Here is a 15,556-nt window from a genome sequence, read left to right on the forward strand (position 1 = left end):
CGAGGAGTGCGGATGCGGCGCTGGAGGCGCACCCACCTGGGCACAGAAGCCGATCGGGCGACCTTCCGCACCCTCCACAACGCATCGCTGGCGAGCCCGGCGCTGCGTGGCGGCCTGACCGTCGACAGCGCCGAGCGCGCTGCCCCTCACCTGCAGGCGCTCCTGGCCGCCCCCGCGCTCGCGATCACCGACACCGACGGCCTGCTCGCCTGGGAAGGCATCGGCACCCACCACCAGGAGCACGTGACCAAGCTGGCGGAGGGGACGCTGGAGCGCGGCGCGACCCGGTTCTACGACCGGGTCGACCTCGAGTGCGGCCAGGCGGGCTGCCCGCTGCACTCCGCCGTGGTCAGCCCGCTGGTCGTCGACGACCACCTGGTCGGCACGCTGCAGGCGTACGCCCCGGACACCTCCGCCATGATGGTCCGCGCCACCGACGAGGTCGCGACCTGGGTCTCCGGTCAGCTCGAGCTCGCCGAGCTCGACGCATCGCGGCGGCGCCTGATGGAGGCCGAGGTGCGCGCGCTCCGCGCTCAGATCAGCCCGCACTTCATCTACAACTCGCTCGGGGCGATCGCCAGCTTCGTACGCACCGATCCGGAGCGTGCGCGCGAGCTGCTGCTGGAGTTCGCGGACTTCACCCGCTACTCGTTCCGGACCCATGGCGAATACACCACGCTGTCCGAGGAGCTCCGCTCCGTGGAGCGCTACCTCCTGCTGGAGCAGGCTCGTTTTGGCGAGCGGCTCTCGGTGAGGCTCTCGGTGGCGCCCGAGGTGCTGCCGATCGCGGTGCCGTTCCTGTGCCTGCAGCCGCTGGTCGAGAATGCCGTACGCCACGGCCTGGCCGACGCGCAGACCGGCCACATCTCCATCCGGGCCGCCGACAGCGGCACCGAGTGCGTGATCGAGGTCGAGGACGACGGCGCCGGCGAGGACCCGGAGAAGGTACGCAACGCGCTGGCCGGCGGCAACGACTCCGTCGGGCTCGGCAACGTCGACGCCCGGCTGCGCAACGCCTACGGCGACGACTACGGCCTGGTGGTCGAGACCGCTCCCGGCGCCGGCACGAAGGTCATCCTCAGAATCCCGAAGTTCGCCCCAGGAGTGCACACATGAGCGAGCGCCAGCGAGCGGCAATGAGCCTCGTGCCGCCGCTTCCGTATTCTTCGCCCTCCTCTACGGAGGCGGCGGCATGAGCGGCCGAACCACGCAGGCGTTCGCCGCCCGCCAGGGAGCCCCTGGAGGCCGGCTCCGCATCCTGGTCGTCGACGACGAGCCGCCGGCGGCCGACGAGCTCTCCTACCTGCTCACCCAGGATGCGCGGGTGGCGGAGGTGCGCACCTGCCTGAACGCGACCGACGGGCTGCAGCAGCTGCAGGGGTCGGGCGTGGACGCGGTCTTCCTCGACATCCAGATGCCTGGTCTCAACGGGCTCGAGCTGGCCCGCCTGCTGGCGCGGTTCAAGACGCCCCCGGCGGTCGTGTTCGTGACCGCTCACGAGGAGCACGCGCTGGAGGCCTTCGACCTGCGCGCGGTCGACTACGTGCTCAAGCCGGTCCGCGCCGAGCGGCTGGCGGAGACCGTCACCCGGCTGATGGGCAGCATGCCGGAGGAGGAGCCGAGCGGCGACGTACAGATCCCGGTCGAGCTCGGCGGCGTCACCCGCTTCGTGTGGCGCTCCCAGATCACCCACGTGGAGGCGCAGGGCGACTATGCCCGGCTGCACACCGCCGACGCCTCCCACCTGGTGCGGGTCCCGCTGACCCAGCTGGAGCAGGAGTGGGCCTCCGCCCGGTTCGTACGCATCCACCGCTCTCTCCTCGTCAACCTCGCCCACGTGACCGAGGTGCGCTCGGAGGCCGGCCGCTGCTCGGTCGTCGTCGGCGGCTCCGCCCGCGGGACCGAGCTGCAGGTCAGCCGTCGGCACACGCGCCAGCTCAAGGACCTGCTCGCCCGACGCTCATGACCCGATCCCAATGACAGAACCACAGCGCGTACGCGTCACCGGACCGCCCCGACGACGCCCGGCCGTCCGCCGGGTCGACGTCGACGAGGACACCCGCCTCGGCGAGATCTACCTCGGCTCGCTGATGCGCGCCCAGTTCTCGATCGCCCTCCGCACCCTGGCGGTGCTCTTCCTCGGCGTCGGCTCGCTCCCGCTGCTGTTCTGGCTGGCCCCGGGTCTGGTCCGCACCGCGCCGTTCGGCGTCCCGCTCCCCTGGCTGCTCCTCGGGGTGCTGGTCTATCCGTTCCTGTTCCTCCTCGGCCGCTGGTACCTGCGCGGCGCGGAGCGCAACGAGGCGAGCTATGCCGACCTGCTCCGCTCGGACGACGAGACGCCATGACCCTCGACTCCGCCCCCGCGATCGTCGCGGTCACCCTGGTCACCCTGGCGACGCTGACCATCGGCACCTGGGGGCTGCGGTTCAGCCGCACCACCAGCGACTTCTACGTCGCCTCGCGGTCGGTGCGACCCGGCCTCAACGCGAGCGCGATCGGCGGGGAGTATCTCTCGGCCGCCTCCTTCCTCGGGGTCGCCGGGCTGGTTTTCACCTCGGGGGCGGAGATGCTCTGGTATCCGATCGGCTGGACCGCCGGCTACCTCGTGCTGCTGACCCTGGTCGCGGCGCCTTTGCGCAGGTCAGGGGCGTACACGCTGCCAGACTTCGCCGAGGAGCGACTCGCCTCCACAGGGGTGCGGCGACTCTGCTCGCTGCTGGTCGTGAGCATCGGCTGGCTCTATCTGCTGCCGCAGCTGCAGGGCGCCGGGCTGACCCTGGAGCTGGTCGCGGGCGCACCTCGCTGGGTGGGACCGGTGCTGGTCGGGACGGTCGTGCTGGTCAGCGTCTTCTCGGGCGGGATGCGCTCGATCACGTTCGTCCAGGCCTTCCAGTACTGGCTCAAGCTGACCGCGCTGCTCGTGCCGGTCGGGGTGCTGGTCGCGGTCTGGGCCAACGACGGCGCACCCCGCGCCGACCTCAGCCAGGCCTGGTCGCTGCCCATCGGCACCGACACCACCACCGGCCTCTATGCCACCTACTCACTCATCGCAGCGACCTTCCTCGGCACGATGGGCCTGCCGCACGTGGGCGTCCGCTTCTACACCAACCCCGATGGCCGCGCCGCCCGCCGCACCACCCTGGTCGTGCTCGCCCTCCTCGGCGTCTTCTACCTGCTGCCACCGATCCTCGGTCTCCTCGGACGCGTGTACGCAGCCACTCCCGCCTCCGCCGACACCCTGGTGCTCGAGCTGCCCCGGCTGATGGTCCCCGGCTGGGCGGGCGACGCCCTCACCGGACTGGTCTGCGCCGGCGCCTTCGCGGCCTTCCTCTCGACGTCGTCGGGCCTGGCGATCGCCGTCTCCGGCGTGCTCTCCCAGGACGTGGTCGTCCCCCTCCTGCGCCGAGGTGGCAGCCGCTTCGGTGGCGTCGCCGCCTTCCGGATCGCCTCCCTGGTCGCCGTCATCGTCCCGGTCGCCGGCGCCCTGCTGACCCCCAGCGTCGGGGTCGCCCGCGGGGTCGCGCTGGCCTTCGCTCTCGCCGCCGCCACCTTCTGCCCGCTGCTCCTGCTCGGCATCTGGTGGCGCCGGCTGACCGCCTACGGCGCCGCCACCGGCCTGGTCACCGGCCTGGTCACCACGGGGTCGGCCGTGGTGTTCACGATCAGTGGGTCGCGTACGGGCACCTGGGCGGATGTCGCGCTCACCCAGCCCGCGCTGTGGGCGGTGCCGCTCTCCTTCGCCGTCATGATCGTCGTCAGCCTCGCCTCCGCCGCCCATGTCCCGGCTCACACCACCCGACTCCTGGTCCGCCTGCACTCCCCTGAGCCGGTGACCGAGCCGGCTGTGTCGTCCATGAAGGCGGCCTTGCAGGAGCGCTGACCAGGCCGCGACAGCAGCCATTCAGCGTACGAAATCGACCGCTCGTCGCGCGACGACGCCGTCTACCGAGGGACCCGGCGTTACCCCGCGACGAGCGGTCCGAGAGAGCCCTAATGTGACTGCGATCACACGTCGTCCGTCATCCACCCCCACGGTTGACGGCCTCGTCAACGAAAGGGTTAGACCGTGAGCGACGAAGCACACGACCAAGCCCACCGGCACGACCCGGTCTACGACAGTCTGCACGCCACAGCGGAGTTTCGCGCTCTGCGGTCGGCGTACCGGAAGTTCGTGTTCCCGGCCACGGTGGCATTCCTGGCTTGGTATCTCCTCTACGTCTTCTGCTCCAACTGGGCGGAGGGCTTCATGAACACCAAGGTCGTCGGCAACATCAATGTCGCGCTGATCTTCGGGCTCCTCCAGTTCGCGACCACGTTCGGCATCGCCTACCTCTACGCCAACTACTCCAACAAGCACCTCGACCCGCTGGCTCGGAAGCTCGACGAGGAATACGAGATCGAGAAGAGGCAGCTCTGATGGACGGTAGCCAGATCCTCACCACGGTCCTCTTCCTCGGAGTCGTCGCGATCACGATCGGCATCACCTTCTGGGCGAGCCGACAGACGAAGACCGCGGCCGACTACTACGCCGGTGGCCGCGGCTTCTCCGGTTTCCAGAACGGTCTCGCCATCGGCGGCGACTACATGTCGGCGGCGTCGTTCCTCGGCATCTCCGGCGCCATCGCCCTGTCCGGCTACGACGGGTTCCTCTACTCGATCGGCTTCCTCGTCGCCTGGCTGGTGGCGCTGCTGCTGGTCGCGGAGATGCTGCGTAACTCCGGTCGCTACACGATGGCCGACCAGCTGGCGTACCGGATGAAGCAGCGCCCGGTCCGCCTGGCCGCGGCGACCTCCACGGTCGTCGTCTCGATCTTCTACCTGCTGGCCCAGATGGTCGGTGCGGGTGCCCTGGTGGCCCTGCTGCTCGGCGTCGAGGACCAGGTGGTCAAGAACATCGTGATCCTGTTCGTCGGCGCGCTGATGATCTTCTACGTCACCGTCGGCGGGATGAAGGGCACCACCTGGGTCCAGATCGTCAAGGCCGTCCTGCTGATGACCGGCTCGGCGCTGATCGTCATCCTGGTGCTCGCCCAGTTCGGCTTCAACCTCTCCGAGCTGCTCGGCTCCGCCGCCGACGCCTCGGGCAAGGGCGACGCGTTCCTCCAGCCCGGTCTGAAGTACGGCCTGAGCTTCACCAGCGAGCTGGACTTCGTCTCGCTCGGACTCGCCCTGGTGCTCGGCACCGCCGGCCTGCCGCACATCCTGATCCGCTTCTACACCGTCCCGACCTCGGCGGATGCTCGCAAGTCGGTGCTGTGGGCGATCGGCCTGATCGGTGTCTTCTACCTGTTCACCCTGGTCCTGGGCTTCGGTGCGGCCGCGCTGGTCGACCCGTCCACCCTGGACAAGGCCGGCAACCTGGCGGCACCACTGCTCGCCCAGGAGGTCGGTGGCGGTGAAGGTTCCATCGGCGGCGCCGTACTGCTGGCGCTCATCGCCGCGGTCGCCTTCGCCACGATCCTCGCCGTGGTCGCGGGTCTGACGTTGACCTCCTCGGTCTCCGTCGCCCACGACATCTACAACTCGGTGATCAAGCGTGGCAAGGCCACCGAGAAGGAGGAGATGAAGGTCTCTCGCTGGGCCGCGGCGGGCATCGGCCTGGTCGCGATCCTCTTGGCCATCCCGGCGCAGTCGCTGAACATCGCGTTCCTGGTGGCACTGGCCTTCGCGGTCGCCGCCTCGGCGAACCTGCCGGCGATCATCTACAACATGTTCTGGGCACGGTTCAACACCCGTGGTGCGGTGTGGTCGATCTACGGTGGCCTGATCTCCTGTGTCGGTCTGGTCTTCTTCTCGCCGGTCGTCTCCGGCAAGACGGCCGTGGACGCGGTGACGGGCGAGACGATCTCCGCCTCGCTGTTCCCGCTCGGCGTGGACTTCTCCTGGTTCCCCCTGGAGAACCCCGGCATCATCTCCATCCCGCTCGGGTTCTTCCTGGGCTGGCTGGGCACGGTGACGTCGAAGGAGCCGGAGACCGCTGAGCGTTACGTCGAGCTCGAGGTGCGCGCCCTCACCGGCGCCGGCTCGGAGAAGGCGATCACGCACTGAACCTCCACGGCGGGCCGTCGTACACAGGTGTTGTACGACGGCCCGCCATCATTCTTTCCCCCGCACTACCCTGTGGCTTGAGCCACACATTTTTCGTACGTAGGAGTCACTGTGAGCGACGAGACCCTGTCCAACCTGCTGCACGAGAAGCGCCGGTTCGAGCCCCCGGCCGAGCTTGCCGCCGCCGCCAACGTCAAGGCCGATGCGTACGACGCCGCTGCCGCGGACCGCGACGCGTTCTGGGCGGCCGCCGCGGAACGGCTCACCTGGTCCAAGCCGTTCGATCGCGTCCTGAACTGGGACAACCCGCCGTTCGCGAAGTGGTACGAGGGTGGCGAGATCAACGTCGCCTACAACGCCGTCGACCGCCACGTCGAGGCCGGGCTCGGCGACCGGGTCGCGATCCACTGGGTCGGCGAGCCCGCTGACGACAAGCGCACGATCACCTATGCCGAGCTCAAGGACGAGGTCTCCCGGGCCGCGAACGCCTTCGAGGCGCTCGGGGTCGGCAAGGGCGACCGGGTGGCGATCTACATGCCGATGATCCCCGAGGCCGTCATCGCGATGCTGGCCTGCGCGCGGATCGGCGCGATCCACACCGTCATCTTCGGTGGCTTCTCCGCCGACGCTCTCGCGACCCGCGTCGTCGACTGCGGCGCGAAGCTGATCGTCACCTCCGACGGCGGCTACCGCCGTGGCGCACCCTCGGCGCTCAAGCCCGCCGTGGACGAGGCGGTCACCAAGGTCGAGGCGACTCAGCCCGGCCTGGTCGAGAACGTACTCGTGGTCAAGCGCACCGGCCAGGACGTCGACTGGAACGACTCGGTCGACAAGTGGTGGTCAGATGTCGTCTCGTCGGCGTCGACCGAGCACACTCCGGTGGCGCACGACGCCGAGCACCCGCTCTTCGTCATGTACACGAGCGGGACCACCGGGAAGCCGAAGGGCATCCTGCACACCACCGGCGGCTACCTCACCCAGGCGGCGTTCACGCACTGGGAGGTCTTCGACCTCAAGCCCGAGACCGACGTCTACTGGTGCACCGCCGACATCGGCTGGATCACCGGCCACTCCTACATCGTCTACGGGCCGCTGGCCAACGGCGCGACCCAGGTCCTCTACGAAGGCACCCCGGACTTCCCCGAGAAGGGCCGCTGGTGGCAGATCATCGAGGAGTACGGCGTCACGATCTTCTACACCGCGCCGACCGCGATCCGGACGTTCATGAAGCAGGGGCGCGCCGTCCCGGACGGCCGCGACCTCTCCTCGGTCCGCCTGCTCGGGTCCGTCGGTGAGCCGATCAACCCCGAGGCCTACATCTGGTACCGCGACGTCATCGGTGGCTCGAAGGTGCCCGTGGTGGACACCTGGTGGCAGACCGAGACCGGCGCGATCATGATCTCGCCGCTCCCCGGCGTCACCCACGGCAAGCCGGGCTCGGCGATGAAGGCCCTGCCGGGCGTGGGCGCCGACGTGGTCGACGACAACGGCGTCTCCGTCCCGAACGGCGCCGGGGGCTACCTCGTGCTCACCCAGCCGTGGCCGTCGATGCTGCGTACGATCTGGGGCGACGACCAGCGCTACATCGACACCTACTGGGCGCGGTTCAAGGACCAAGGGTTCTACTTCGCCGGCGACGGCGCGAAGAAGGACGAGGACGGGGACGTCTGGGTCCTGGGCCGCGTCGACGACGTGATGAACGTATCCGGACACCGGCTCTCCACGACCGAGATCGAGTCGGCGCTGGTCTCGCACCCCTACGTCGCCGAGGCGGCGGTCGTCGGCGCGACCGACCCCGACACGGGGCAGGCAGTGGTGGCGTACGTCATCCTGCGCGACGGGTCGCCGGAGGACTGCCACAAGGAGCTCTCCGACCACGTCCGCAAGGAGATCGGCCCGATCGCCAAGCCGCGGCAGATCATGATCGTGCCCGAGCTGCCCAAGACGCGCTCGGGGAAGATCATGCGCCGACTGCTCCGCGACCTCGCCGAGGGTCGCGGCGTCGGCGATACAACGACGCTTGCCGATCAGACGATCATGGACCTCATCGCTGCAGGGAAGACGACCGCCACGGACGAGTGATCACGGTCGGCTCCCACAGCGGCCCGGTCGCCCCTCGCGGGTGGCCGGGCCGCTGCGTACGTTCTAGTGCTTCTTGTACTTCACGCGGCGGATGAAGTGGCTGTCGGTCCAGATCGGGTCCTTCTTGACGGCCTCACCCGACCCGGGCGCGTGCCAGACCCAGCGGCGGCCGTCGCGCTTCCCGGCGTAGATGCCGACTGATAGACGCCGCCGCTGCCGTAGAAGAAGACCAGGTCGCCCTTGCGTGGCTTCTTGACCTTGAAGGTGTGGCTGACCTGGGCCGACGAGCTGTGCGGCAGCTTGCGGCCGAGCTTCTTGTAGACCCATTGGGTCAAGCCCGAGCAGTCGTAGGCGCGGGGGCCGTTGGCGCCGTAGGAGTAGGGGTCGCCGGCCTGGCTCTTGACGCGACGCAGCGCTCGCAGCCCGCGCGACTTCTTCTTCTTTTTCTTGGTGGTGTGGGTGCTCGTCTGAGCGCTTGTGTTGGCGCTGGTCTGGGCACTTGCGCCCGGCGGGGAAGCTGCCGTGGCGGACTGGTTGGGAGCGGCGACGAGCGCGAGACCGACCACAAGGGCGGTCGCGAGGCCGACGGTCATCGTTCTGTAGGCGCGCGAAAGCGCACGGACACACGATCCGGTCATTCGAGGTTCCCCTGTTGCAGCGACGCCTGCGAAGGTTCACCTGTCGGATTCGGGCTGCTGTTGCCCGGGCGCTGGTCTCATCTACGCCTTCACCCCGAGCCGGTCTGCCTTGTCTCTGGCTCCCGGCGTACTGCTTGGCTCCCCCGTGCCCGTCACCGTGGTCGGATCGACTCTCCTCCGGTTGTGACGGGCCTCGGCGCGACCGGAGCGGCCCCACCATTCGGTGAGGGCTCATCCACTATGCAACGGAATCCGGTGCCGGTCGGGGCATTTGTGCAGCAACTCACTCTCTATTTGATGGTTTTGTATACGTTTGCCACCGTTTACGCCTGCGTCTTGGCCCAAGGCGGCCCCAAGTTGATCACCTTCCTGCCTCTGACGAAGGCGCTTGCTAGGGTCGTCGTCAGGTGTGCCGGGAAGTCTGGTCGGCGTGACTTCGTAGACCCCTGAGCCCCTGGAGGCCCACCCGTGACCGACACCCGCAACCGCCTCTTCACCCGCGGCTCCTGGCTGGAGACCTCGCGGACGGCCGAGATCCTGCGAGCCGAGACGACCGGCGGCGTACTCCTCATCATCGCCGCGATCATCGCGGTCATCCTGGCCAACAGCCCGTGGCAGGAGGCGTACGAGGCGGTCCGCGACTTCCGGGTCGGGCCGGAGGCTCTTCATCTCGACCTGACCATCGGGGCCTGGGCGGCCGACGGCCTGCTCGCGATCTTCTTCTTCGTCGCCGGCCTGGAGCTCAAGCGGGAATTCGTCTCCGGAGACCTCCGCGACCCCCGGCGAGCCGCGCTGCCCATCGCGGCCGCGGTCGGTGGCATGGTCGTGCCGGCGCTGGTCTACGTGGCCGTCAACCTGATCGGAGACGGCTCGCTGGCCGGCTGGGCGACACCGGTGGCCACCGACATCGCCTTCGCGGTCGCGATCCTGGCGGTCATCTCGACGCACCTGCCTGTGGGGCTGCGTACGTTCCTGCTGACCCTCGCCGTCGTCGACGACCTGCTCGGCATCATCGTCATCGCTGTCTTCTTCACCTCGGACCTGCACATCGGCTACCTGCTGCTGGCGCTCATCCCGATCGGGCTCTTCGCGGTGCTCGTGCAGCGTCGCGTACGCAACCCCTGGCTGCTCCTCCCGCTCGCGCTGATCGCCTGGACCCTCGTCCACTCCAGCGGTGTCCACGCCACCGTCGCCGGGGTGCTGCTCGGGTTCACCGTGCCCGTGATCGCCCGCAACCCGGAGGCCAAGCGCGGGCTCGCCGAACACTTCGAGCACCTGGTCCGGCCGATCTCGGCCGGCGTCGCGGTGCCGATCTTCGCCTTCTTCGCCGCCGGCGTCTCCCTCGGCGGCTGGGACGGGGTGACCAGCGCGATGCGTGACCCGATCACGCTCGGCATCATCCTCGGTCTGGTCGTCGGCAAGACCATCGGTATCTCCGGCTCGACGTGGTTGCTGGCCCGGTTCACCAAGGCCTCGCTCGACGACGACCTCGCCTGGTGGGACGTGATCGGGATGGCGATGCTGGCGGGCATCGGATTCACGGTGTCGCTGCTGATCGGCGAGCTCGCTTTCCACTCCGATCCCAGCGCCCATGACCACATGAAGGTGGGCGTTCTGTTCGGGTCCGTCCTCGCCGCTGCCCTGGCGACGGTGGTGCTACGGGCGCGCAACAGGGTCTACCGCCGCATCGAGGAGGTCGAGACTCTCGACGCCAACAAGGACGGCGTGCCGGACGTGTTCGAGGATGATCAGGGTCGGGACCGGTAAGGTCGTGGGCGCTCCCCAACAAACGTTCAGCGAAGGGTTCCCATGGCAGTCGACATCGTGAAGTCCCCGGGCGACGAGGACCCGACGATCGGGAAGCTCGTCGTCGACGCCACCCGCGACATCTCCGAGCTCGTCAACAAGGAGATCACGCTCGCCAAACAGGAGCTCAAGGTCTCGATGACCAACGCCGGCGTCGGCGTCGGTCTGTTCGCCGCGGCCGCGTTCCTGCTGGTCCTCGCCGTGATCATGCTCTCCGTCTCGGCGGCCTACTTCATCCACTGGACCGGCCTCGGCCTGCAGTGGTCCTTCCTCATCGTCTTCGGCTTCTACGTCCTCCTCGCCGCCCTGCTCGGCTTCATCGGCGTACTCAAGGTGAAGAAGGTCAAGGCCCCCGAGAAGGCGATCGCCCAGGGCAAGGAGATCCCCCGGGCTCTCAAGGGCAAGCGCTGACCCACCCCGCCAAGCCGGGGCCGAGGCGTCACTCCGGTCGGCCGAAGCGTCACGGTGACGGGCCAGTTTCCGTCCACAGGGCACGCTGAGTCCGAAGTTATCCACAGCCTCTGAAAAGGCGGATGACTTCGTACGCAACCTGTCGCACGCTGCGGCCATGAATCTCTCACTCGTCAAGACCGACAGCCGCCTGCCGGAGCGTCCCTTCACCACGTCCGACATCGAGTCGGTCGCGACCAACCGATACGCCCTCGCCCAGGCGATCAGCCATGGGGACGTTCGACGCCCGTTCCGGGGCGTCTATCTCGCCGCGCAGGCGGAGGACGACCCGGTGAAGCGCGCCGAGGCGCTCGTGCAGGTGGTGTCCGAGCACCAGGTGATCAGTGACCGAACAGCGGCCTGGGTGCATGGCATCAACACCTTCACCCAGACCGAGATGGCACAGCTCCCGGCCGTCGAGACGTGTGCCGTCCGCGGTCACACCCGCACGCGGCGCCCAGGCACCGACGGCCGCTCGCGCGACCTCCTGTCCGAAGACATCGAGGTCATCGGAGGCGTACGGGTGACGACACCGCTACGCACCGCACTCGACCTCGGCTGCAACCTGAACCGTCGGGAGGCGATGGGCGCTCTCAACGAGTTCGCCAGACACCATGGGATCACCCGGAGCTCCCTCGACGAGCAACTGCCCCGCTTTCGCGGCCGGCGCGGTGTCGTCCAGCTCCGCGAGCTCGTCCCGCTCCTGAATCGCCGCCTCGAGTCCCAGCGCGAATCGTGGACCTTGCTCGCGATCAGCGACGCAGGACTTCCTCTTCCCGAGGCACAGGTCTGGGTCGACGTCGAAGGAATCCCGACCTACCGCCTCGACTTCGCCTATCGGCTCGCCAAAGTCGCGATCGAGTACGACGGCGAAGATCACGACGACCCCGACCAGCGAATCTACGACGAAGAGCGACGAGGCTGGCTGATCGATCACGGCTGGACAATCGTCATCGTGCGAAAGGGCGACTTCACCGGCGACCGTCTCGACGCCTGGCTCCGCGAGATCAAGGCCGCCCTGACCCCGACCTACTCCACCCGCCGCTTCTGATCGAAGCGTCTTCCCCGTCGGCCGAGGCGTCACCGGCGCGAGCCGAGGCGTCACCGGCGCGAGCCGAGGCGTCACCGGCGCGAGCCGAGGCGTCACCGGCGCGAGCCGAGGCGTCACTCCCGTCGGCCGAGTTGGCATCGCGTTGCCAACTCGGCCGACGGGAGTGACGTCTCGGCCGACCTAGCTGACGCCTCGGCGAGAGGGGGTTAGCCGGCGCAGGCTCCGGTGTCGACGGTGGCGGTCTGGGAGCGAGCCTCGCGGGCGATCTCGATGACCTGGTCGGTGGTGAGGGCGTAGCCGGTCTCGGAGTCGGTGACCGAGGCGGCGAAGACGACGCCGACGACGTCACCCTCGGAGTCGACGATGGGGCCTCCGGAGTTGCCGGGGCGGATGAGGCTGCGTACGGAGTAGACGTCTCGGATGACGGTGCCGACGCCGTAGATGTCGGGCGAGCGGAGTCGCTGCTCGGCACGGATACGACCGGGCTGTACGTCGAAGGGGCCGTCTTGCGGATAGCCGAGGACGGCGATCGGGTCCTCGGCGCCGGCGGTGCGGTCGAACTCGAGGCGCTTGAGGTTGCCGCCGCCCTCGAACTTCAGGACCGCGATGTCGATCTCCGGGTCGTAGTGGACGACCTTGGCGTCGTTGGCGCCGTCTCCGACGATGACGTTGGGGTCGTCGACGCCGGCGACGACGTGGGCATTGGTCATCAGATAGCCGCGGCCGATGACGAACCCGGTGCCCTCGACACCCTTGCCGCACTCGTTGGCGCCGCGGATCTTGAGGACCGACTCGCCGGCGCGTTCGACATCGGGGTCGGTGAGCATGCGGCGCGGACCAGGTCCGACCTCGACGATCCGCTCACTGGCGAACGGCTCCAGGTAGCGCGGGAAGAACGATGTGCCGACGACGTCGTTGAACGCGCTCAGCGCACGATCCGCGGGCGACGGCATGATCGAGTCGACCTTGGCCAGGATCGCCGAGCCACGCACCGCGGGCGTGAGCCCGTTGATCTGTGCCCCCGAGACCGCGACCCCGAGAGCCCAAGCGACCACCAGTACGGCCGCCGCGCTGAGCAGCGATCCGCCGAGCGCATCGACGATCCGGGCCGGCTGCCAGGTGATCTCGTCCCGCACGCGTACGCCGCCGTATTGCAGCACCGCCTGCCCGATGGACGCACACGCGATCACGACGAACAGGGCACCGAGCGAGACCCACAACGACGGAGCCGCGCTGCCGAGCACCTTCGGCGCCAGCCAGATGCCGATGAAGCCACCGAGCAGCAGTCCGCCGGTCGCGAAGGCGCCGGTGATGAAGCCCTGCCAATAGCCCGAGAGCGCGTAGGCCCCGACGAGGATGATCAGGATCCAGTCAAGAAAGTTCACGGCTGATTCCGTTCGCGTCCCTGGAACATGTATTCGGGCAACTCCTTGATCGGGGCGTCCGGAATCTCCGTGATCCACCCGAGATAGGTGAAGAAACGGCTGATGATTCCACCTGTGAAGCCCCAGAGAATGACATCCTTCTCCGGTCCGATCAAGAACGCGGGCATCAGCCATCCGCTGCGGCCCGGCGCGCCGACCTGGATCCGGTGGGCCGGGTCGATGAGATCCGACAACGGCACCCGGTAGACGGCGTGCACCTCTTCGACCGAGCGCGTGGTGACCGGGGACGGCTCCCGCCACCACGCGATGATCGGCACCACCGCGTGGTTGGAGAACGGGATCCACAGCGCCGGTAGGCGGCCGACCACGTCGACACCCGCCGGGTCGAGCCCGGTCTCCTCCCAGGCCTCCCGCAGCGCCGCCTCCTCAGCGGTCTCCCCCGGATCGAGCCGACCGCCGGGGAACGAGACCTGGCCGGGGTGCGAACGCATCGTGTGCGAGCGCTCGGTCAGCAACAGGTCGGGACCCGACGGCCCTTCGCCGAAGAGCATCAGCACGGCCGACTCGCGGGCACTGCCGTCGGCCGGCGGCAGGAACTGTGAGATGTCCTCGCCCTGGATCTGCTGCGCCGCCTCGACGATCTCGTCGAACCACTCCGGCCGGGTCCCGTTGGCCGCCTGACGCTCGCTCACAGCTCGATCCCCAGCTTCTTCTCGACGAGCTCCTTCACCTGGGCCGCACTGGTCATGCCACCCATCTGCAGCAGCTCGACCTCGCCGGAGGAGGACAGGACGTACGTCGCCGGCACCGCCCGCGCCGTGAGCGGCCCGCCCTGCAGCTCACCGCCTGGATCGGCGTACATCGGGAAGGTCACCCCGCGCGAGATCGCCTCCTCGAGCGCGACTCCGGGGACGGTGTCCATGACGTCGATGCCGATCACCGGCACCTCGTCGCCGTAGGTCTCGTAGAAGCTCTGCAGCGCAGGCATCTCCTCCTTGCAGGGCGCACAGAAGCCCTGGAAGAGGTTGATCACCATCGGTCCCTCGAACGAGGCGAGGTCGGCGGACTCGCCACCGCCGAGGCAGGGCAGCACGATCGACGGCAGTCCACCGTCGCTCGCGGGCCCCTCCTGGCAGGCCTCCACCTTCGACGCCTTCTTGGCAGCGACCATCTCCGCGGTGGCGACGTTGACCTTGGAGGAGGACGGTTCGTCGGCGAGTGGCGCGCCGGACTGGCCGCCCCCGCTCGAGGAGTCGGTGCCACAACCCGCCAGGACGGCCAGCAGCAGGGCGGCTGCCGACACGACCCGGGCTCGTCTCCCCAGGGCACGAACCATCAGTTGCGGCCCTCCGCGCGGACCAGCTTGGCCGCGGCGACAGGGTCGGTCGGCCCCTCGCCGTACGCAGGGCACAGCTGTGACACGGGACAGGCACCGCACGCGGGCTTCTGCGCATGACAGATCCGCCGCCCGTGCCAGATCACGTGGTGGGACAGCATCGTCCAGTCCCGCTTCTCGAAAAGCGCGCCGACCTCGTGCTCGACCTTGACCGGGTCCTTCTCGGTCGTCCAGCCGAAGCGCCGCGAGAGCCGTCCGAAGTGCGTGTCGACGGTGATTCCCGGCTTGCCGAAGGCGTTGCCGAGCACCACGTTGGCGGTCTTTCGCCCGACACCGGGCAGCTTCACCAGCTGCTCCAGACGGTCGGGCACCTCGCCGTCGTACTCCTCCACCAGCACGGCGCTCAGCTTCAGCAGCGCGTCGGTCTTGGCGCGGAAGAAGCCGAGCGGCCCGACGAGCTGCTCCAAGTGCTCCCGGGGCGCCGCCGCCATCTCCTTCGCGGACGGGTAGGCCGCAAAGAGGGCGGGCGAGGCCAGGTTGACCCGCTTGTCCGTGGTCTGCGCGCTCAGCACGGTCACGACCAGGCATTCGAACGGATTGGTGAAGTCGAGCTCGGCCTTCGCATCCGGGTAGGTCTCACCGAGGATGCGGTCGATCCGACGGGCACGACGCACCAGACCCAGGCGCGTCTCAGTCGCAAACTTCTGGGCAGGCACGTAGCAAGGCTACGCGGCCGCACCGACAATCCCGATCCGGCCCG

Annotated in this window: 15 protein-coding genes; 10 read left to right on the forward strand and 5 right to left on the reverse strand. The window is 68.8% G+C overall.

The annotated features are described in order from the left end of the window. Positions 1-12: 12 nt before the first annotated feature. From OH802_RS02295 to acs, 7 genes are all read left to right on the forward strand, one after another. Positions 13-1,116, forward strand: a complete 1,104-nt coding sequence (locus OH802_RS02295; protein WP_406024733.1) for a sensor histidine kinase — start codon at positions 13-15, stop codon at positions 1,114-1,116. Between the two features lie 76 nt (positions 1,117-1,192). Next, on the forward strand, positions 1,193-1,966 hold the full coding sequence (locus OH802_RS02300) for a LytTR family DNA-binding domain-containing protein (RefSeq protein ID WP_355229787.1): 774 nt from the start codon (positions 1,193-1,195) through the stop codon (positions 1,964-1,966). A 10-nt stretch (positions 1,967-1,976) separates the two neighbouring features. Beyond that, positions 1,977-2,345: a hypothetical protein gene (locus OH802_RS02305; RefSeq protein ID WP_350665926.1), complete on the forward strand. Its 369-nt coding sequence runs from the start codon at positions 1,977-1,979 to the stop codon at positions 2,343-2,345. After that, entirely contained in the window at positions 2,342-3,880 is a 1,539-nt protein-coding gene (locus OH802_RS02310) for a cation acetate symporter (protein WP_406024736.1), read from the forward strand. Before OH802_RS02305 ends, OH802_RS02310 begins: the two co-directional genes overlap by 4 nt. A 186-nt stretch (positions 3,881-4,066) precedes the next feature. Continuing rightward, positions 4,067-4,417 (forward strand): DUF485 domain-containing protein, encoded by a 351-nt coding sequence (locus OH802_RS02315; RefSeq protein WP_406024738.1) that lies wholly within the window; start codon positions 4,067-4,069, stop codon positions 4,415-4,417. Next, positions 4,417-6,048 carry a cation acetate symporter gene (locus OH802_RS02320; RefSeq protein ID WP_406024740.1) on the forward strand — a complete coding sequence of 544 codons (1,632 nt, stop codon included), beginning with the start codon at positions 4,417-4,419 and terminating at the stop codon, positions 6,046-6,048. The genes OH802_RS02315 and OH802_RS02320 overlap by 1 nt, the downstream gene beginning before the upstream one ends. A 111-nt stretch (positions 6,049-6,159) precedes the next feature. After that, entirely contained in the window at positions 6,160-8,130 is a 1,971-nt protein-coding gene (acs, locus tag OH802_RS02325; protein WP_406024742.1) for an acetate--CoA ligase, read from the forward strand. A gap of 80 nt (positions 8,131-8,210) precedes the next feature. Here acs and OH802_RS02330 read toward each other — a convergent pair whose 3' ends face one another. Then, complete coding sequence (locus OH802_RS02330) at positions 8,211-8,723, reverse strand: C40 family peptidase (protein ID WP_406024744.1); 513 nt, start codon at positions 8,721-8,723, stop codon at positions 8,211-8,213. A 513-nt stretch (positions 8,724-9,236) separates the two neighbouring features. On the opposite strand from OH802_RS02330, the gene nhaA reads away from it, so the two are divergent. The 3 genes from nhaA to OH802_RS02345 all read left to right on the forward strand — a co-directional run bounded on the left by nhaA (position 9,237) and on the right by OH802_RS02345 (position 12,075). Then, the gene (nhaA, locus tag OH802_RS02335; protein WP_406024746.1) at positions 9,237-10,535 is read left to right on the forward strand and encodes a Na+/H+ antiporter NhaA; all 1,299 of its coding nucleotides are present in this window, start codon (positions 9,237-9,239) and stop codon (positions 10,533-10,535) included. Positions 10,536-10,577: 42 nt separating this feature from the next. Then, entirely contained in the window at positions 10,578-10,985 is a 408-nt protein-coding gene (locus tag OH802_RS02340) for a phage holin family protein (RefSeq protein ID WP_406024748.1), read from the forward strand. Positions 10,986-11,142: 157 nt separating this feature from the next. Then, positions 11,143-12,075 carry a DUF559 domain-containing protein gene (locus OH802_RS02345; protein WP_406024750.1) on the forward strand — a complete coding sequence of 311 codons (933 nt, stop codon included), beginning with the start codon at positions 11,143-11,145 and terminating at the stop codon, positions 12,073-12,075. Positions 12,076-12,281: 206 nt separating this feature from the next. Here the strand turns inward: OH802_RS02345 and OH802_RS02350 are convergent, their stop codons facing one another. From OH802_RS02350 to nth, 4 genes are read right to left on the reverse strand one after another with little or no spacing between them, the layout of a single operon-like run. Next, the gene (locus OH802_RS02350; protein WP_406024752.1) at positions 12,282-13,460 is read right to left on the reverse strand and encodes a MarP family serine protease; all 1,179 of its coding nucleotides are present in this window, start codon (positions 13,458-13,460) and stop codon (positions 12,282-12,284) included. Then, positions 13,457-14,152, reverse strand: a complete 696-nt coding sequence (locus OH802_RS02355; RefSeq protein ID WP_406024754.1) for an NUDIX hydrolase — start codon at positions 14,150-14,152, stop codon at positions 13,457-13,459. Before OH802_RS02355 ends, OH802_RS02350 begins: the two co-directional genes overlap by 4 nt. Beyond that, positions 14,149-14,763, reverse strand: coding sequence for a TlpA family protein disulfide reductase (locus OH802_RS02360; RefSeq protein WP_406024756.1), 615 nt, complete (start codon positions 14,761-14,763; stop codon positions 14,149-14,151). The genes OH802_RS02355 and OH802_RS02360 overlap by 4 nt, the downstream gene beginning before the upstream one ends. Before the next feature lie 32 nt (positions 14,764-14,795). Then, a complete protein-coding gene (nth, locus tag OH802_RS02365) occupies positions 14,796-15,512 on the reverse strand; it encodes an endonuclease III (protein ID WP_406024758.1) in 717 nt (238 codons plus the stop codon). Positions 15,513-15,556 lie beyond the last annotated feature (44 nt).

Source organism: Nocardioides sp. NBC_00850 (assembly GCF_045207335.1).
Lineage (GTDB): Bacteria > Actinomycetota > Actinomycetes > Propionibacteriales > Nocardioidaceae > Nocardioides.